Below are 19,406 nucleotides of genomic sequence, written 5' to 3'. Positions count from 1 at the left end.
GTAATACCTTAATTATCTTCGATCTTGTGGTCCACCTACAAAAGCTTGAACTTCTGCATCGAGGTTATAAGCTGTATGGAGCGCACGAATAACTTCATTCAGCTTTGTACCTTCAACCACACAAGAAACTTTAATCTCTGATGTGCTTACCATTTTGATATTGACACCTTGGCTTGAAATGACATCAAACATTTGAGCAGCAACCCCTGGATGGCTGACCATGCCTGCACCAACAATTGATATTTTCACAAGTCCATCCTCTGACGTTATTTCACGAAAAGGTAGAATGCTTTCCATTCCTTGAATGACATCAATAGCACGCTGTCTATCATCTAAATTAACAGTAAAGGAGAAGTCCGCTTTGCCATCACTGATACCGCTTTGTACGATAATATCAACATCGATTTGTTCTTTTGCTAACGCACCAAACATACCTGCAAGCACGCCCGGAATATCTTCAACTCCCAAAATACTGATACGCGCTACATTTTTATCGTAGGCAATACCGCTTACCACTACGCCTTGTTCCAATGCTGCTTCCTCCTTCACTACCGTTCCTTCATTATAAGTAAAGCTGGATCGAACCACTAAAGGTACTTTCGAATGTTTCGCATATTCGACTGCACGCGGGTGCAATACAGCTGTACCTAGGTGAGCAAGTTCCAGCATTTCATCATACGAGATTTCACTCAGTTTTCGAGCAACCTTGACGATTCGCGGGTCAGTAGAATAAACCCCGTCAACATCTGTATATATTTCGCAAGCGTCGGCTTTGATCGCAGCTGCAAGTGCAACTGCTGTCGTATCAGACCCGCCGCGTCCGAGTGTCGTAATTTCTCCCTCTTCGGATATACCTTGGAATCCGGCAACGATTACAATTTTACCTTCTTTCAAGGATCGTAATACTCGTTCTGGCTGTATATCCGTAATTCGTGCTTTTCCATGAACTGGCTCAGTCCGGAATCCCGCTTGCCATCCTGTATAGGAGACGGTTTCACGTCCTAAGCTCTGGATTGCCATTGATAATAAAGCAATCGAAATTTGCTCACCCGTTGTGAGCAGCATATCCATTTCCCGTGCAGGAAGCTTATCGTTTAATATTTTTGCCTGGTCAATGAGTTCGTCTGTTGTATCCCCCATAGCGGAGACGACAACGACACATTGATGTCCTTCATCTTGTTTCTGGGCTACGCGTTTTGCTACTCGCTGCATTCGTTCCGTATCACCTACGGAACTTCCTCCGAATTTCATTACAAACAAAGACAAACTAAACTCACTCCCTACCCTTACAAGTATAAAACATCATTATATATAGGCGATAAGCTGGCTTACACTTACCTTACTTTTAAACAGTATAATACGAAATTTGGAAACTGGTAACCCTTTTTTACTGTAAATCACTGAAGAAGTCTCTATAAGCTCCTCTATTCTCCTCAAAACACAACAAAGTCCCCTGCTGATTAGCAGAGGACTTTGTATATGAACGTATCTCTAGAAAAGAACGTCGTCTTTATTATGCGCGGGAACTGTATTTACCTTCACGAGTATCAATGATCAGAACATCGCCTTCATTAATGAACAAAGGCACTTGTACATTCAGACCTGTTTCTACTTTTGCATTTTTAGTAGCACCTGTTGCTGTGTTTCCTTTAATTCCTGGCTCTGTCTCAATAACTTTCAATTCTACAGAGTTCGGCAGGTTAATTCCAAGAATTTCACCTTTGTAGCTGATAATGTTTACATTCATGTTTTCTTTAAGGAAGTTAAGTTCCCATTTCAATTGATCACTAGTGAGTGTGAATTGATCGTAAGTTTCGTTATCCATAAAAGTATGCTCATCTGCACTTGCATACAGATAAGAAACACCACGGTTGTCGATTTGTGCACGACCGATCGTTTCACCAGCACGGAATGTTTTTTCTACTGTGTTACCATTACGAAGGTTTTTAAGCTTAGAACGAACAAATGCTGCTCCTTTACCTGGCTTTACGTGTTGGAAATCAAGAACTGTAAAAATGTCACCGTCAACTTCAACGGTCAAACCTGTTTTAAAATCATTAACTGAAATCACTAAAAAACCCCTCCTAATTATAATTACAACGTTATTAATTCTTTCTTTGAATGCGTCAAAATAGAAATTCCAGATTCAGTCATTACGACATCATCTTCAATTCGAACGCCTCCAATGTCAGCAAGGTAGATACCTGGCTCTACGGTAACGACCATTCCTGGTTCGAGAATATCATCACTATGTTTGGATAAACGAGGTGACTCATGAACTTCCATACCGAGGCCATGTCCCGTGCTGTGACCAAAATGGTCGCCATATCCATATTTCGTAATTATGTCTCTTGCGAGCGCATCTGCTTCCCGTCCTGTCATACCCGGCTTCAAATGTTCCAAAGTATGTAATTGAGCTTCAAGTACGATATCGTAAATCTCAAGCAATTTGGCTGCTGGTGTCCCCACAGTAATTGTACGTGTCAAGTCTGAACAGTAACCATCTAAAAGTGCACCAAAATCAAAAGTGATAAAATCACCTTTCTCAATTACCTTATTGCTGGCAACGCCGTGGGGCATTGCTGAACGGATCCCAGAAGCTACAATCGTATCAAAGGAAGAAGATGTTGCGCCATGCTTGCGCATAAAGAATTCAAGTTCAAGGTCTGCTTCGCGTTCTGTCATGCCAGGTTTTACAACTGTCAGGATATGAGCAAAAGCAGCATCCGCCAAATCAGCAGCACGCTGCATGATCGCAATCTCGTTCTCATCTTTATATAACCGAAGTTTTTCAACAAGTCCGCTCACCGGAACCAGTTTCACAGGTTTCAGTTGATCTGTGTACGCCTCATACGTTGCGAACGTAATCAAATCCTTCTCAAATCCCAGTGACTGAATTCCTTCTTCACTCAGTAATTCTTTTACTGTTTCCATCGGTTTCGCAGCATGTTCAAGAACAGTAAATTCTTTAGCTTGTTGCGGAGCCTGTGTCATATAACGAAAATCAGTAAGCAAATACGCCTTTTGGAGCGTTACGAGTACGTAACCTGCTGAACCAGTGAAGCCGGTAATATACCGTCTGTTAATCGGGCTCGTCACCAAAATAGCTTCCAGTCCTTGTTCTTTCATAGCCTTACGTAGTTTCAACACGCGGTTGTTCTCCATGATTATACCTTCTTTCTTCGCCTTCAAGCCAGTTCCTTATCACACTCTCTTCATGAATCTCCAGATCGTATATCATGGCCTGTAGATCAGATGTAAAGCTGTAGAATGAATCCAGCAAATAGGGCTATGGTTTCTGGTGCCATCATAACGTGCGCAAAAAACGATGGTACGTTCATGAAAGTCTGCAGTACGTGTAGCTCACAAACCGAAATACCGCTTTATCCTTGTGTACTACCTTCCCTGCCGATAACCATTTGCTATTTTAACACAATGAGCGCGGGATTGAGAAGTTTTTTTGATTGCAGCCTTATACCATTTCTGGCTCTCGTTTCCGTTCGTTGGTATACTCGACAGCTATAGAATAACCAATAAACAATCCCCACAATAAAAACAAACAAAATTCTGCATAGATCGTGTCCCACGTCACCTCTGTAATTGGTTTCACCATACCGAAGATTGGACCGGGCCATATGAAAATGAGAAACCACCAGACGATACCGTATAGTAATCCAGGAATTGGACCTCTTAGTTTACGCAAAGTAAATATGTAAAGTAAGGTGGCAAGGATCGAAAATCCGATAAAAAATGCCCACCCTAGCCATTGCCCGGGTGCCGAATAAATAAAAGAGTGTTTGAAAAAAGGTTCCGCAATAAATCCGGTCGGAATCACTGTAAAATGAAAAATATAGAAAACCCACTGAATTCCTCCCCAAAATAATCCGGCAAAAAATCCAATTTCCAAACCGAAAAGCAGCGGGTTTGTTCGTTTTATTCTTTTCTGCTGATGGTTCACTCCAAATCGTCTCCTTATTATTAAAATATCATCATGTAAATTCATGCTATAGCATGTAGTATGTGCAAATTCCAAATCGTTACTCAAAACTAGAAATTGCTGGCTAAAAAAGATACAATAGAGGTAATGAAGAGAATAGGAAGGTGAAACTTTTGCCTCAAGAATCAAAACCAGTAGCTTACGGCGGCCAAGCAGTCATAGAAGGCGTAATGTTTGGCGGGAAGCATGTAAATGTTACAGCAGTAAGACGAAAAAACCAGGAAATCGCTTTTTTAGAAGTCCCAAAACAAGATAAATCCTGGGTTAAAAAACTAAGAAAAATCCCTTTTTTACGCGGGATTGTTAGTCTAATTGACTCGAGTGCCAAAGGAACCAAGCATTTAAACTTTTCTGCTGATGCTTATGCAGACGATGAACTGACAGAAGAAGAACGACAAGAACAGAAGGATAGTGAAAATTCTGGCTGGAGCCTGTCCATGGTCATTGGAGTAGCCGCTGTCGGTGTACTGTCCTTTGTATTTGGCAAAGTCGTTCTCACCGCTGTGCCTGTATTTATCGAAGATTTTTTATTTGGTAACACAGGGTTAAGTAAATTTAGTCACACCTTTATTGAAGGTATTATTAAAATATTGCTAGTATTTTTATACTTGTATGTCATATCGCTTACACCGACGATTAAGAGACTGTTCCAATATCATGGAGCAGAGCATAAAGTAATCAGTGCTTATGAAGCAGGGGTAGAGCTAACGCCTGCAAATGTACAAAAGTTCAGCCGTCTTCACTATCGCTGTGGCAGCAGTTTTCTTGTTCTAAGTGTTATTGTTGGGGTACTGGTCTATTCTTTATTCTCCATCCCTTTCCCATATGATAATGTGTGGGAACGTGTAGGTCAGCGTCTGATGCTCTTACCGGTCGTGCTAGGGTTGTCTTTCGAAGTTCTAAAGTTTACGAACGCAGTTCGTGATGTTCCTGTCCTCCGTTATCTTGGATACCCTGGTCTGTGGCTTCAGCTGCTAACTACAAAAGAACCTACAGATGATCAGGTAGAGGTGTCTATTGCTTCCTTCAATCGGATGCGTGAACTTGATGCAGAACTCGAGAATGCTACTGTAAACGTATCTTATGCAAGCGGAAATCTGGATCCTGTGAAAGGATGAGATGGAAGATGTTGAAACACGGTGTTATTTTCTTTTCGGTTATGGCTTTAGCCATTTTTCAGTTCATTGTATTTGCAGCGAGCGGTGCCTGGAATCAACTCATACTTCCTATCATTCTAGTCGGTTTGATGTTGTGGTTTTATCTGAAGCCACCAGCTGGTTATGCTAACAGCAGGAAGAAATACCCGAAAGTCAAACCGTCTGCTGCAACAATGGCAAAGCTTGGTCAATCCAAAAATGGAGCAAAATCAACGACAACAAAAAAAAGAAAAGATTACCCATTCCACGTAATCGAAGGAAATAAGAGAGATAAAGATGATCCTGATCTTCCTAAATACCATTAAAGATCACAAAGAACCCCGCAGACCTTAATCTACGGGGTTCTTTTGTATACTTTTATAATTATAATTATAAGGAATAAATTCCGATCTATCTCATTTTTTATTTCGTATAGTATGAGGTTAACGCTTGAATTAATCCAAGCGGATTTTTGGTGAGATACTGACTACTGAAAAATATAGATCCTGTGATATCATCATACTGTTCATTGTATTTCAGCTGATTGATGATCTCTTGTGATGTCTGCCAGCCAACTTCTGCAGTTCCCAGCTTATAAGGAGAATGACCGATAATAAGATCAACGTCTGTTCCCTTCACTTCGTTAGCCCACCAATCTACCAGCACATCGTATCTGGCAGCAGTAAACGACATACTCCAATAGATCTGCGGAGCCACATAATCGATCCAGCCTTCTTTTATCCATGTTCTAACATCAGCATACATATCGTCATACGCGGCACTTGCTTTGGTATTAGACCCTGTAGGATCTTTCGCTATGTTTCTCCATACACCAAAAGGACTGATACCGTACTCTACTGACGGCTTAGACTGTTTAACGCTTTGTCCTAAACTTTGAACAAAACGATTGATGTTATCTCTTCTCCAGTCATCTATATTCTTGAATTTGCCGGCGTTATATTGCTTATAAGCAACATTGTCATTAAACGTCGTGTTTGATGGGTAGAAGTAATCGTCAAGATGAACTCCATCAATATCATAGTTATTTACCACTTCTATAATTGTATCAATGATATGTTGTCTTGCCTCTGGGATACCTGGGTTAATATACATTTGGTTTTTAGCGGTTACGATCCATTCCGGGTGCTGTTTTATGACATGGTTTGCTGCTAGCGTACTTGTGTTCGTTGTGGTATTTGCACGAAACGGATTAAACCAAGCATGGAATTCCATTCCTCGTTTATGTACTTCCTCAACCATGAACGCAACGGGATCATATCCTGGATCCAGCCCTTGTGTCCCGGTCAGTACTTTATTCCATGGAACCAGAGCCGATGGATATATAGCATCGGATGCTCCGCGAAGCTGCACATATACGCTGTTAATCCCCATAGACTCAAGAGAATCTAATTCTTTGATAAAATCTTGCTTTTGTTTTTCGATATTTTTAGTAGAGCCCGTTTTAGGCCAGTCTCCATTAATCGTAGATATCCAGGCCCCTCTTATTTCCGAACTTGGTTCACCTGGCACAATGGGAATCTCAGGGTCTGCAGGCCATAAATTTGTTGTAGTCAGTTTAATCGTTTTAGCCGATTGATTCCAAGTCACTTGTAAGCCTAGATGCTCGCTTACAAACCGTAAAGGAACCATAACTCGGCCTCTAATAATTTCTACTGATGTTGTTAAATTTACGGACTTCCCATCAACAATCCCGGTTGTCTTACCATTCGTTAAGGAAATAGAAGTATATAGCCCTTGAATGTTTACAGTTCTCGTAGATTGATTCCATTTAGTTGAAGCGCCGATCCCCTCACTGATTACTCGCAGCGGAACCATCGTTACATTATCTTTCGGTTTCAAATAAGGGGCTACATCCGTCTTAAGCTGACTTCCATCCAAATAAATCGTAATTTCACTCGAACTTGCCGCCGAGATATTCGGGGCTCCTTGCAGTACAAGTAATACAACCAGTAACAAAGCAAGGCACTCTTTAACTTTCCTCATAAAACGTTGTCCTCCAAACATATAAATTTAGAAAAATAACCCATTTGTTATAGTTATAGACGTTTTTATATGCTGAAAGTTGCGACTGAATAGAAAAACACCATCCTATGTAACTAGAATGGTGTTTTTTCTTTAAGATTCGTTTGTTAGTTCCTTATGGACGTTTCGAAGATCCTGCAGCCTTGCATCATCACGGCGGAAGTACTCCACGAGAGTCTCAATACAAGTTATGGAATCCCAACTAAGGTGATGCTCAATCCCTTCCACGTCTCTGTATATATTCTCGTCCTGTACCCCGATAATGGTCAAAAACTCTTCAAGCAGCTCATGGCGATCCATCAGTCTTTTTCCGATTTTTTTACCTTTTGGGGTAAGGATCAGTCCTCGATACTTCTCATAGATTAAATACTCATCTTTATCCAGCTTCTGTATCATTTTCGTTACTGAGGATGGATGTACTTCGAGTCCTTCCGCAATATCGGATACACGCGCATACCCTTTTTCATCGATCAACTTATAAATTCGCTCCAAATAATCTTCCATACTGGGCGTTGGCATGTGCCTAACCTCATTTCATTAATGAACTAGCGTCCTTGCGGCCGAGTAAGTTTGCTCTTGTTATGATACATGTTATCCAATGTGATTTGCAAGTCCTGAAGAGCATAGCATCCCGTTTAATTCGTAATGTTTCCATGCTTAAGAATAAGGTTGTCAAGGCAAAATACATAGTGAATTACAATGTGAGAGGAGCTTTTTCATGCCGACTCTAGTCTTAGAAAGACCTGAACGCAAAGTTAGGCCCACTAAAGCTTTTGTCCCTGATCTTGTTTATTTTGAACCCAGTTCGCTCGATTATCCAAAAGGACAACGTATTCTGGAATGGGTAAAAGAAAAAAACATCGAATATCATATGACTACTTCCCATAACCGAATCACGAATTTGCCTGGAGAAACGGATTTAGAGAAGTATCGGATCGCCAAGCGAACACTCGTGGTCGGAATCCGCAGAACATTAAAATTTGATCAATCCAAGCCATCGGCAGAATACGCAATCCCCATCTCTACTGGCTGTATGGGCCATTGTCATTATTGTTACTTACAAACCACACTCGGGGCAAAACCCTATGTCCGCGTGTATGTGAATACCGGTGATATTCTTCAAGCAGCGAAGGATTATATTGAAGAACGCAAGCCAGAGATAACTCGGTTTGAAGCTGCCTGTACCTCAGATCCTGTAGGTCTAGAGCATATTACAGGGAACTTAGCCGACCTGATTACCTTTATGGCTGATGAAGAGTTCGGCAGATTGCGATTTGTAACCAAATACCATCATGTAGAACCTCTGCTTTCCTTGAAGCACAATGGAAATACTCGCATTCGGTTTAGCGTTAACGCAGATTATGTCATTAAAAACTTTGAGCCTGCTACCTCTCGTTTCGAGGAAAGAATCGAAGCTGCCGGAAAAATTGCACATGCGGGCTATCCATTAGGGTTTATTATCGCCCCCATTATATGGCATGAGGGTTGGGAAGAAGGATACGGCGATCTTTTAAAACGATTAGCGAAAACCCTGCCTAAAGATGCTACCAAAGATTTAACCTTTGAAATGATTCAGCATCGTTTCACGAAAACAGCTAAAAATTTAATTGAACAACGTTATCCAAAATCCAAGCTGGAAATGGATATTGCCAAACGGGAAACTAAATGGGGCAAATATGGGCAGTATAAATATGTGTATCCAAAAGATCAACAACAAGCGTTACGCGAATTTATTACGGAACGGATTTTCGAATATTTCCCTGAATCAAGAATCGAATATTTCACGTAAGCACTTTTCATTTATATATAATAAAAAGGTGCTTTCCTATACTCCGTCAAAACTGACGGCTATAGGGAAGCACCTCTTTAAATTCAAACGCAATGATTCTAAATTATCATCCAATCAGGAGTAATTCGCTGCAGCCAAATCGTAATCTGGGTCATTCGATCAGTAAAGAGTAAAATTCCCATCAGGATCATAATACTGCCTCCGACTTTCATTAAAACACCAGAGTACTTCGTAATCCATCTTGTCGTACCTACAAAGAAAGCAAGAACGAAAAATGGGACTGCAAATCCTGCCGTATAACCTGTAATCAAACCGATCCAAGCGCCTGGCTCCGTTGCTGCCATAGCGATAATTGCGGTAAGTATTGGCCCGATGCAAGGAGACCAACCGGCAGAGAACCCAATACCAAAAATAAAAGATCCGAGATATCCCGCCGGTTTCCACTTCATCTCCATCTTACGTTCCCTCATTAGAAACTGAGGCTGAAAAAGCCCAATTAACATGAGTCCCATGACGATGATGAGTACAGCCGATAACATTCGAATCAAATCTTTATACTCATGAAAAAACTCTCCAAACACTCCTGCTCCAAACCCCAAAGTATAGAACACAACGGAAAAACCTAGGATAAAAGCAAGGGTGTGACTTAAGGTTCGTAAACGGATTTCTCTCTTATTTTGCTCATTCTTCAGCTGCTGTATAGACAAACCGGTTATGTAAGACAAATACGAAGGATACAGCGGCAAGCTGCATGGGGACAGAAACGAAGCTATACCTGCCCCAAAAGCAAGCCACACGTTTACATCAGGCATTAAGGAACGCCTCCTCATGAGTTAGGGATTCGAACAAGCAAATCTTAAGCCCGAATCCCTTTTTTCCCAAGCATAATGACGATAAGCAATCCAATCAGCAATAATACAATGGTTGCTCCTGGTGCCAGATTCCATATCCCTGCGATGACAAGCCCTGCTATTACGGCAATCTCTGAGATGATAACCGATAAAATAATGGATGTCCGGAAACTTTTTGCTAGGAGCAAACTAATCGCTACCGGAATCGTTAATAAAGCAGATACGAGCAGCGCCCCAACAATTTTAATGGCTGTACTGATAACCAGTGCCGTCATAATAGTAAGCAGCATATTTAGAATTTTCACAGGAAGGCCCGTAACGGCTGCTGCATCCTCTTCAAAGCTGAGCAGAAAAAATTCCTTGTGAAATAAAGCGACCACCAAGATGACTATTGCAGTAACAACACCCACAACCATTAGATCCGTACGATCTAGTGTGTAAATGCTGCCGAATAAATAACTCATCACATCCGCGTTATAACCCCTGCCTAATGTGAAAAACAAGGAAGCCAGTGCTACCCCGCCTGACATAATAATCGCAATAGATAATTCCGCATAACTCTTATAAGCTTTTCGTAATTTCTCAATTCCAAACGATGCAATTACAGCGAAGACCAGTCCTGCCGCAATTGGATACACCCCGATCAGGAAACCAAAAGCCACACCTGCAATCGTAACGTGAGACAATGTATCCCCAATCATGGAGAGTCTACGCAATACTAAGAACAAACCAATCAGCGGTGCGGTGACTCCGATAAGAATCCCCCCGACTAGTGCCCGCTGAAAAAAATCACTCGTTAAAATTTCCAATCTTCACGACTCCTTTGACCCCTATAACACCGAATGTTGCAAATCTGTCTGAACACAGTTCTCCAGATCATGGGAATGACGAACGTAAAAATTGATTTTACCGTTCACCTGCTGAGGTTCGTTTCCAAGGTATCCTTTGATCATCTCAATATCATGCGATACCATCAGGAATGTCATATGATGATGTTTATGCATGTGAGTAATCAGTTCAAAGAAACTTGCCTGTGTCTCAGCATCAATACCTACCGTAGGTTCATCTAAAATCAGCAGGTCAGGATGATTGATCAGCGCCCGGGCCAAGAATGCACGCTGCTGCTGGCCTCCGGATAGCTGTCCTATTCTTTTATCCGCCAAATCCTGGATCCGCATCACTTCAAGAGCATCATCACATTGCTGCTTATGCTTTTTCGTCATTTTACGGAGAATATGTTTGTTATTATAAAGCCCGGAAAGAACAACTTCCCGAACCGTTGCTGGAAAGAGCGGATTAAAAGCGTTCTTTTGCGGTACATATCCGATCCGTTCCCAGTCCTTAAATTTAGCGATGGGTTGACCGAACAACCGAATCTCTCCATCACCTGGAGGTAACAATCCGACCAGCATGCGCATGAGCGTCGTTTTTCCCGCTCCGTTTGATCCAATGACGCCAACAAAATCTCTTTCCTTCACCGTAAGGTTCAGATTTTCGATGACCTGCTGCTCACCGTATGAAAAACAGAGATTCTTTATTTCAAGAACCGGATCATGACATAAATTAATAGCTTTTTGCATGGTCTTCCTTCCTTCTTCTTAAGCTAACCTTGATAAAGTTATCAAGTATGATCACATTCTATTGTAAAGCTGTTACGAGATTTTGCAAATTTTTCTCCATCAGGGTAAAGTAATTATCTCCATTCTCCAATTGTTCTTGTGTAAGTCCCTCTACCGGGTTAAGAACCATCGTTTCTACACCAGCCTCAGATGCAAGGGTCTTGGCTAGTTTATCAGAGACTAACTCTTCAAAGAAAATGTAGCGGATTCCTTCTTCCTTCACCAGATTAGCAAGTTTCACAATATCTTGACCTGTTGGTTCTGCATCAGGTGAAAGACCCATAATTGAGTGCTGTGTCAATCCATAATCACGTGCTAAATATCCAAATGCCTGGTGAGAGACCACAATTTCTTTTTGCGATACGTTAGAAAGTTGTTCTGTAAATTTCGCATCGAGATCTACCAGTTGCTGTTTAAGTTCACCATAGCGCTCTTCATAGCCCGCTTTATGTTCTGGGTCCGCTTCAACAAGACTGTTTTTGATGTTCTCTGCCATAACAAGCGCTGACTTCGGACTTACCCAAGTATGAGGATCAATGGAACCATGATTATGTCCATCGTCTTCTTGAACTTCACTTTCATGCGCATGATCGTCGTGTTCTTCGCCTTCATGAGCATGATCATCGTGCGCTTCATCTTCATGTGTATGGTCTTCCTCTTCCGAATCGATAAGATTAATGCCTGTACTCACTTCCACTGCTTTAACATTGGAGTCTTTATCTAAACCTTTTAGAAAATTAGGAACCCATGCTTCAAGCCCTGCACCATTATATAAGAACAAACCAGCTTTGGATGTATTTACGATATCTTGACTTCGCGGTGTCCAGTCATGTGGTTCAACACCCGTTGGCAGCAGATTAATCACATTAACATCATCTCCGCCAATCGCCTTTGTAAACTCATAAATCGGATAAAAACTAGTGACTACATTAAATTTGTCCTCTGAAATTTTTCCTTGTGAAGAATCACTCGAATTGCTTCCGCATGCGGATATAATCAGCATCATGATACTGCATAAGGTAATGGTCATAAAAACCCGTGACCTTCTTGCTGAATTCGTAAGTCTGTTTTTCATTTCATCCACTCCATATTTACATTGTTTTATTCTATATTTAATCGTAATCGTAACGATTACTACTAAATAGTAGTATAGGTATCCGCCTTTTGGATGTCAATACTTTTTCAAATGGAAAAAAGCGCCCCCGAAAGGACGCCTTATCCGCATATCGTATTCTGAAATGACATATGTCCTTCATCCTACGAGTATGCTCTTTTTTATATGTTTATAAGCCTGTATAAAAAACTTACTTCACAATAGCCCCGTTCGGCAAATTATCTGGAACGGTAGCAAGGGTCAGCTGATCCCCATGAGACGCAGCCAAAATCATCCCTTGTGATAATTCACCCCGAAGTTTTACTGGTTTTAGGTTCGTTACACATATTACCTTACGGCCAACCATTTCCTCAGGAGTATAGAACTTAGCAATACCAGATACAACCTGGCGTTGTTCGTAACCAAGATCAAGTTGCAGTTTCAGCAGTTTATCCGCTTTTTTGACCGGCTCACAAGCAATAACTTGTGCTACGCGAAGTTCTACTTTAGCAAAATCCTCAATTCCAATCTCAGGTAAACCTTCCGGTGCAGGAACTTCCTTGGCTTCAGTTTCTTTCGCAGCTTCTGGTTTGGATCCACCTGACATCGCATTCGCGATATACGCTACTTCCTGCTCTACATCCAGTCTAGGGAAAATCGGCTCTCCTTTACGAAGCTCATTGCCTTCCGAGATAAGTCCTGCTTGTTTTGTGCTGTCCCAAGCAGTCAGTTCGCCCTCTTCAATATTGAGTTGCTCCCAAATTTTACGCGGTGCTTGCGTTAAGAACGGCTGCAGTAAAATGGACGCCACGCGAAGAGATTCTACAAGGTGAGCCATAACGGAAGCCAGCTCTTCTCTTTTCGCTTCATCTTTCGCCAGAACCCAAGGCTGAGTCTCATCGATATATTTATTGCAACGGCTAATAAATTGTCCAATAGAAGTAAGCGCTACGGAGAATTCTAAATTCTCCATGGCTTCTTCTACTTTTTGTACCGTCGTAAGTGCCAATTCTTCCAATGATGCATCAAATGGCGTCACTCCTGAGCGGTATCCCGGCGTTTTTCCATCGAAATATTTATGAACCATCGCTACAGTTCGATTCAATAGGTTACCTAGATCGTTCGCCAAATCGGAGTTTACACGTTCTACAAAACTTTCAGGCGTGAAGGTACCATCTGAACCAAATGGAACTTCGCGAAGCAGATAGTAACGCAAGGAATCCAGGCCATAACGATCGATCAAAGTAACGGGATCTACTACATTCCCTTTAGATTTGGACATTTTACCGTCTTTCATAAGCAGCCAGCCATGAGCAAAGACTTTCTTCGGCAATGGAAGATCCAGAGCCATCAGCATAATCGGCCAATAAATCGTATGGAAGCGTACAATCTCCTTACTCATGAGATGAACATCAGCAGGCCAGAATTTATCATAGAGTGCTGTATCATCGGTACCATATCCGAGTGCAGTAATATAGTTAAGCAGCGCATCAATCCACACATATATAACGTGTTTCGGATCGCTTTTCACTTTTACTCCCCAATCATAACTTGTACGAGAGACAGCCAAATCTTCAAGACCTGGTTTGATAAAGTTGTTTATCATCTCATTTTTACGAGACTTCGGCTGAATGAATTCTGGATTTTGTTCGTAAAACGCTAAAAGACGATCTGCATATTTGCTCATTTTGAAGAAATAGCATTCTTCTTTTACAAGTTCTACAGGATGTCCACTATCTGGGCTTTTTCCCCCAATGATATTACCTTGATCATCTTTGACTGTATCCACGAGTTGGGTTTCTGTGTAATACGTTTCATCAGGAATACTGTACCATCCTTCATATTCCCCTTTATAAATATCACCTTGCGCTACCAAACGTTCAAATACATCTTGAACAACCTTTGTATGTCTTTTTTCACTTGTACGGATAAAGTCATCGTTAGAAATATCGAGTTTCTTCCATAGATCCTGGATACCTGCAACAATTTCGTCTACGAATTCAATCGGCGTTTTACCCGCTGCTTGTGCTTTTTGTTCAATTTTTTGTCCATGTTCATCCGTACCTGTCAAATAACGTACGTCGTAACCTCTTAGTCTTTTGTACCTTGAAATCGCATCCCCTGCTACCGTTGTGTAAGCATGCCCAATGTGAAGTTTATCACTTGGGTAGTAGATTGGCGTTGTGATGTAAAATGTTTTTTTCTCCGTCATTATTATACCTCCAGTAAAATAATTGTTGCCCTGTCATTCTGCGAAAATACCAGAAGACAATACAAAAAGACCCTCATCCCATATGGGACGAGAGTCTGTTATTCTCACGTGGTACCACCCAAATTCCCTGGATCCTCACGGATCACAGGCTCAACCGGTTATGTTGTGTTCATCAACCGGACCCATTAACGCTGGAACACGCCACTCCCTTACCTCTTCCTTTGTATATAGAAGACGGCTCGAAAGTGGTTCCTCCAGGACCATTTTCCAGTGATCCACAGACCGGTTTGCAGCTTCCCCGGCTCTCTGTACTGCAGATGGTAACTGTACTTATCCCTTCATAAGAAACATATGAATTTATCAAAATAATACTAAACGAACGCAATCCATGTCAAGGTTATCACATGCCTTTAAGCCTATGATGTGGAAGAATTCTAACTTCCTTTTTTTGGTGGAACCAAATCCACGCCCCCCGGATGTAACGGATGACATTTCATAATTCGTTTAGCGGAGAGCAATGAACCTTTTACCGCACCATGAACTTCGATCGCTTCTAGTGCATAAGCCGAACAAGTCGGATAAAATCGGCAGCTCGGTGGTTTCAGTGGTGATATAAATTTCCGGTAAAATGTAACGGGTGCTTTTGCAATCGTACGAGTAACCTTCATCTTTACTGACCCTTTGAAGAAGCTTGATTCTGATCTGTCTTAGGCGATACTTTGCCAGATGATTGACAGTCTTTACAATAACCAAAGATTTCAAACTTATGCTCCACCACTTGGAATTGATCTGGCGTATCCGTAAGCTGCATTGGACAAAACTCAATAGGAAGCGTCTTTTGACACTGAAGGCAGATCAGATGATGATGATGATGTCCCGAGCTGCAAGAAGCCTTGAATTTCACTCCATCCTCAAAGATGACCTGTTCAAGCACACCTAGTTCCTGCATGACTCTAAGATTTCGATAAACCGTATCAAAACTGAGCCCGCTGTATGTCCGGCCCATATATTCGTATACATCCTTTGGTGACAAATAACCTTCTGTTTCAGCAAAAAGTCTAGCGAGCGTCTTACGTTGATCCGTAATACGAAGTCCTTGGCTAGACATGGCTTCGATAATCTGATTCGTTGACAGCATGACTTTTACCCTCCCGTCATACCAAATCTGTCTATATATCTATAATGCCTGAAATGAAGTACCGCGTCAACGAACATAGAATTACCTTTTGTCGCTACATAAAACAGGACTCTTTATGAATTAATGAGTCCTGTTCCATCCTGCTATTCTGTTAATGCTTAATTTTTGCTTGGTAAAGGTGCAATCAGCAAGTTAACGGGAAGGCTGCTTGCCGGTGCTGCTGTGAGTAAAATTTCTACCTTACGTTCATATTCTCCCGTACGATATAATACGGCCTGTTCATTAGGAGCTCTAACCGCGCCATCTGAATAAAGAGGAGTTATCTCTCCATTTACCATGGCGTAACCCGTATACGTGCCTCCTCTTGGATTAAAGGAGATCAAAGTATTAGGTGCGACACGCTCCAGCGTTATTTTATAGAGGACCCCAAAGTTACCAGAGTTAGAAGCTTCCACACCGATCATCGGGTCCATTCCCGTTAGATTCGGGTCATCCTTATTATCCCCTATCACGAGTCGTTCTGGCTTTTCTCCAAGTCGGTCGCTGTAAGTAATCTCCCGAGTGGCATTTGGATAGGTACCCCGATTATGCACTCCATCCCGATCAAGAATAGGAAGTCTATAAAGTACCTTCAGCGGATTTAGATTTTCGTCAATAATAACAACGTTATATTCAATCGGATAATCACTATACACATCGGATAGTAAAGAAACGATCTCATGCTGCTTCATGCTTGTTTTGCTCATATCCGTCAGGATTAGCTTGCTTTCCCCTGGTTTTAATGTAGTCGTTGTACGTTTTGAATCATCCTGAATCGTGGTAAAGTAACGCTCAACCGCTTTTTTTCCTGCTGCTTGTGCAATGTTCGTAGGTCCAGCAAATCCCAGATTCTCTGTACGAAGGGTTGCTGTTGCAGAGTTTTTGTTTGTCGCTACAACGTACATTTTCACTCTTTTACCCGTATTATTCATATGATGAATTAAGAAACGTGTGTTACCTACCGCGGTATCTTTGTATACGATACCTTCCTTATACACCGTTTCCGGGCTGTTACTACGAAGTAACGTGCTCGGATGATCCGTATACGAATAATTCACTTTTGCCCACGTAGGTACAACAGATCCGTCAAAGGAGAACTTTTCACCGATGGGCGTAAATAACTGATTAAATTCGGTTACCGAATAGAGTGTTTCATTCGTAATGATAATCGTTTTTTGGTAGGTATTTGTTAATCCTTTATTATCCTTCACTGTCAGGCTGATTGTTTTTGGACCTGGCGTAAAAAAGGCAAGTGCATTATTATTCCATTCTGTTTTCACAATGGCTTCATCATCTGAACTTTGATCTGTGTACGTAATGAGTTCGCCCATTTTATATTCTTCTTTATCCGTTACAAACAAAGCTACCGGCGGCTGATTAGGACGCAGGACATTGACCGTAATTGAATAAGGATCACTCCAAGAACCACTAGAGTCTTGTACATAGTATTTGATCGTATATTTCCCTGGAGCATCAAATACGTCTTTGTTCCCTTCCCAACGTTCATTTATGATGGACAGGCCTTTTGGAGAAAACCCATCTGCCTTGTATGTAACAGCTTGTCCTGCATACACTTCAGAAGGTGATATGCTGAAGCTCGCAATTGGTTTTGTAGATAAATTCATAACGATGCTTTTATTAACTACACTATACTTGATCCCTAGTGCTCCTGTGATCGCTGTTAGAGGCACCATAAAGGTATTTTGAGTCTGATAGGAGGTTCCTTTCATCGTTTTCGAAACTCCGTTGACCTTGTATTTATTACTGTTCGTTTTAAACTTCAGTTCATTATCACCTTGAATGATACTCGTTTCTTTTGTGGTGTTGTTATATGAAACCCGGAATCCGACCCGATCAACCAAGGCGCGAATCGGTACATAAGATACACCGTTTTTCACTTGCATCGGTTGCGGCGCATAATAAGTCACACCGTCTTGGACCATTTTTTTACTATTATAATAGAGGATCAACTGACTGCTGCTGCTAAGCGGCTGTACCTCTGGAACTTCTGGAGCTTCGGGAACCACTGGATTTTCTTCTGTCTGAACAGGAGTCTTATGATCCTCTGAATTTGATGTAACATCTTCTACAGTACCCGTAACCGTTCCTCCTGTGATAACAGTAGCTTCCTCTGTAGTGGCTTCTGGAGTTCCATTAATGGTGTCTTCTTTTTGTTCTGTTACACCAGATACATCCGTTTTTCCTTCCACTTTCACTTCTTCGTTAGCTGTTTCTTCAAGCTGTGATTCTTCCTGAACAATCGTACTTGAAACAGGTTCATTCGTGGCCATTTCTGCGCTTGCTGTGTATGCTGGTACCACTTGTGAGAATAGAGCTAATATGGTGAGCAACGTTAATTTCTTGAATTTCATTCTCCGACTCCCTCTGTATCTATTTTGTATAAATTCCTTATCATGTCATTGTATTAGACGCACCTAGTCCTGAAAAGTTGCTCTCTACTTTACGAGAAACAACAAAAAACAGCATCCTTTGACAGTTATTCGGCATCAAAGAAATGCTGTTATACGCTTTCAGAAAATGTTTCTTTGTCAGTACGTAAACTAACCAGCAGAAATTTGGGGAAGCAGCAGGTAGTCTCACCCCTTTGTTATGGAAGAAATCTACTAAAGATGAGGTTTTGAAGTGGACGGATAAAATCTTCGAATAACAAAAAAAAGAGATCTCCCTACGCTAATTCGTAGAAAGATCTCTCTTATAACATATCTAACGTTTATTAGTAAGAAAATTGAAGGTTCTGTGATTCCATACGTCCTTCTTCAATGAGTCGGTATGCACGATCCACTTCTTCCTGTGTAGGAGATGGTACTCCTTCTAGCGGGTATTCCTTACCTAGAAGTTCCCATTTATAAATACCCATTTGGTGATAAGGCAGAATTTCGAACTTTTCGACGCCTTTCAGTGTCCCGATAAATCGTCCTAAGTTACGCAAATCTTCTTCATCATCATGAATACCAGGTACATATACATGTCTAATCCACATTTTCTTACCATGATCCGATAACCAGCGAGCTGTCTCCAGCATCCGTTCATTGGATTTTCCAGTTAATACTTTATGCTTTTCATCATTGATATGCTTTAAATCAAGAAGAACCAAGTCCGTTGCCTCAATTAGTTCTTCTATGCGGTTCATATCATTGAATCCGTTACTATCCAGTGTGGTATGAAGACCCCAACGTTTTTTCACTTCTTGGAAAAGTCTTGCTACAAATCCTGCTTGAAGCGTTGGTTCTCCACCAGAGACTGTCAGACCGCCACCAGAACTTTTGTAGTAATTCAAGTAAGGCTCAATTTCACTTAGAACTTCTTCCAGTGTCATCGTCTTTCCACCGTCAAGTGCCCAAGTATCAGGGTTATGGCAATACTGACATTTGAGATGGCAACCTTGCATAAAGAGCACAAAGCGGATGCCTGGCCCATCGACAGTGCCGAAAGTTTCCAATGAATGAATATGTCCTTTTATCATCATTT

The 19,406-nt window shown here is 41.4% G+C and carries 18 protein-coding genes; 3 read left to right on the top strand and 15 right to left on the bottom strand.

Annotated features, from left to right (window positions below):
• Nucleotides 1–12: 12 nt before the first annotated feature.
• The 4 genes from H9647_RS07650 to H9647_RS07635 all read right to left on the bottom strand — a co-directional run bounded on the left by H9647_RS07650 (nt 13) and on the right by H9647_RS07635 (nt 3,958).
• Nucleotides 13–1,266, bottom strand: a complete 1,254-nt coding sequence (locus H9647_RS07650) for an aspartate kinase (protein WP_191799147.1) — start codon at nt 1,264–1,266, stop codon at nt 13–15.
• A 247-nt stretch (nt 1,267–1,513) separates the two neighbouring features.
• Nucleotides 1,514–2,071: an elongation factor P gene (efp, locus tag H9647_RS07645; protein ID WP_191799146.1), complete on the bottom strand. Its 558-nt coding sequence runs from the start codon at nt 2,069–2,071 to the stop codon at nt 1,514–1,516.
• Nucleotides 2,072–2,094: 23 nt separating this feature from the next.
• The gene (locus H9647_RS07640) at nt 2,095–3,165 is read right to left on the bottom strand and encodes a M24 family metallopeptidase (protein ID WP_191799145.1); all 1,071 of its coding nucleotides are present in this window, start codon (nt 3,163–3,165) and stop codon (nt 2,095–2,097) included.
• Nucleotides 3,166–3,472: 307 nt separating this feature from the next.
• Nucleotides 3,473–3,958 carry a YqhR family membrane protein gene (locus H9647_RS07635; protein WP_318245275.1) on the bottom strand — a complete coding sequence of 162 codons (486 nt, stop codon included), beginning with the start codon at nt 3,956–3,958 and terminating at the stop codon, nt 3,473–3,475.
• A 152-nt stretch (nt 3,959–4,110) separates the two neighbouring features.
• On the opposite strand from H9647_RS07635, the gene H9647_RS07630 reads away from it, so the two are divergent.
• Entirely contained in the window at nt 4,111–5,115 is a 1,005-nt protein-coding gene (locus H9647_RS07630) for a DUF1385 domain-containing protein (protein ID WP_191799143.1), read from the top strand.
• Nucleotides 5,116–5,123: 8 nt separating this feature from the next.
• Complete coding sequence (locus H9647_RS07625; RefSeq protein ID WP_191799142.1) at nt 5,124–5,459, top strand: hypothetical protein; 336 nt, start codon at nt 5,124–5,126, stop codon at nt 5,457–5,459.
• 97 nt (nt 5,460–5,556) lie between these two features.
• Here H9647_RS07625 and H9647_RS07620 read toward each other — a convergent pair whose 3' ends face one another.
• Nucleotides 5,557–7,137 carry a family 10 glycosylhydrolase gene (locus tag H9647_RS07620; RefSeq protein WP_191799141.1) on the bottom strand — a complete coding sequence of 527 codons (1,581 nt, stop codon included), beginning with the start codon at nt 7,135–7,137 and terminating at the stop codon, nt 5,557–5,559.
• A 132-nt stretch (nt 7,138–7,269) separates the two neighbouring features.
• Complete coding sequence (gene mntR / locus H9647_RS07615) at nt 7,270–7,695, bottom strand: transcriptional regulator MntR (RefSeq protein ID WP_160033477.1); 426 nt, start codon at nt 7,693–7,695, stop codon at nt 7,270–7,272.
• Between the two features lie 199 nt (nt 7,696–7,894).
• Here mntR and splB point away from each other — a divergent pair, with 199 nt between their 5' ends.
• A complete protein-coding gene (splB, locus tag H9647_RS07610; protein WP_191799140.1) occupies nt 7,895–8,965 on the top strand; it encodes a spore photoproduct lyase in 1,071 nt (356 codons plus the stop codon).
• Between the two features lie 98 nt (nt 8,966–9,063).
• Here splB and H9647_RS07605 read toward each other — a convergent pair whose 3' ends face one another.
• The 9 genes from H9647_RS07605 to pflA all read right to left on the bottom strand — a co-directional run bounded on the left by H9647_RS07605 (nt 9,064) and on the right by pflA (nt 19,401).
• Nucleotides 9,064–9,777: a cytochrome c biogenesis CcdA family protein gene (locus H9647_RS07605; protein ID WP_191799139.1), complete on the bottom strand. Its 714-nt coding sequence runs from the start codon at nt 9,775–9,777 to the stop codon at nt 9,064–9,066.
• A 44-nt stretch (nt 9,778–9,821) separates the two neighbouring features.
• Nucleotides 9,822–10,625: a metal ABC transporter permease gene (locus H9647_RS07600; RefSeq protein WP_191799138.1), complete on the bottom strand. Its 804-nt coding sequence runs from the start codon at nt 10,623–10,625 to the stop codon at nt 9,822–9,824.
• A gap of 21 nt (nt 10,626–10,646) precedes the next feature.
• Nucleotides 10,647–11,396 carry a metal ABC transporter ATP-binding protein gene (locus tag H9647_RS07595; protein WP_191799137.1) on the bottom strand — a complete coding sequence of 250 codons (750 nt, stop codon included), beginning with the start codon at nt 11,394–11,396 and terminating at the stop codon, nt 10,647–10,649.
• A 58-nt stretch (nt 11,397–11,454) separates the two neighbouring features.
• Nucleotides 11,455–12,510, bottom strand: a complete 1,056-nt coding sequence (locus H9647_RS07590) for a metal ABC transporter substrate-binding protein (RefSeq protein ID WP_191799136.1) — start codon at nt 12,508–12,510, stop codon at nt 11,455–11,457.
• A 229-nt stretch (nt 12,511–12,739) separates the two neighbouring features.
• The gene (gene metG, locus H9647_RS07585; RefSeq protein WP_191799135.1) at nt 12,740–14,740 is read right to left on the bottom strand and encodes a methionine--tRNA ligase; all 2,001 of its coding nucleotides are present in this window, start codon (nt 14,738–14,740) and stop codon (nt 12,740–12,742) included.
• A 434-nt stretch (nt 14,741–15,174) separates the two neighbouring features.
• Nucleotides 15,175–15,408, bottom strand: a complete 234-nt coding sequence (yidD, locus tag H9647_RS07580; RefSeq protein ID WP_191799134.1) for a membrane protein insertion efficiency factor YidD — start codon at nt 15,406–15,408, stop codon at nt 15,175–15,177.
• Between the two features lie 2 nt (nt 15,409–15,410).
• Entirely contained in the window at nt 15,411–15,878 is a 468-nt protein-coding gene (locus tag H9647_RS07575; RefSeq protein ID WP_191799133.1) for a Fur family transcriptional regulator, read from the bottom strand.
• A 158-nt stretch (nt 15,879–16,036) separates the two neighbouring features.
• Complete coding sequence (locus H9647_RS07570) at nt 16,037–18,289, bottom strand: stalk domain-containing protein (RefSeq protein WP_191799132.1); 2,253 nt, start codon at nt 18,287–18,289, stop codon at nt 16,037–16,039.
• 362 nt (nt 18,290–18,651) lie between these two features.
• Complete coding sequence (gene pflA / locus H9647_RS07565; protein ID WP_191799454.1) at nt 18,652–19,401, bottom strand: pyruvate formate-lyase-activating protein; 750 nt, start codon at nt 19,399–19,401, stop codon at nt 18,652–18,654.
• Between the last annotated feature and the right edge of the window lie 5 nt (nt 19,402–19,406).

This window comes from Paenibacillus gallinarum (genome assembly GCF_014836635.1).
GTDB classification, from domain to species: domain Bacteria; phylum Bacillota; class Bacilli; order Paenibacillales; family Paenibacillaceae; genus Paenibacillus; species Paenibacillus gallinarum.
Note: the sequence above shows the minus strand (reverse complement) of the source record. Positions and strands in the feature narration are given on the sequence as shown.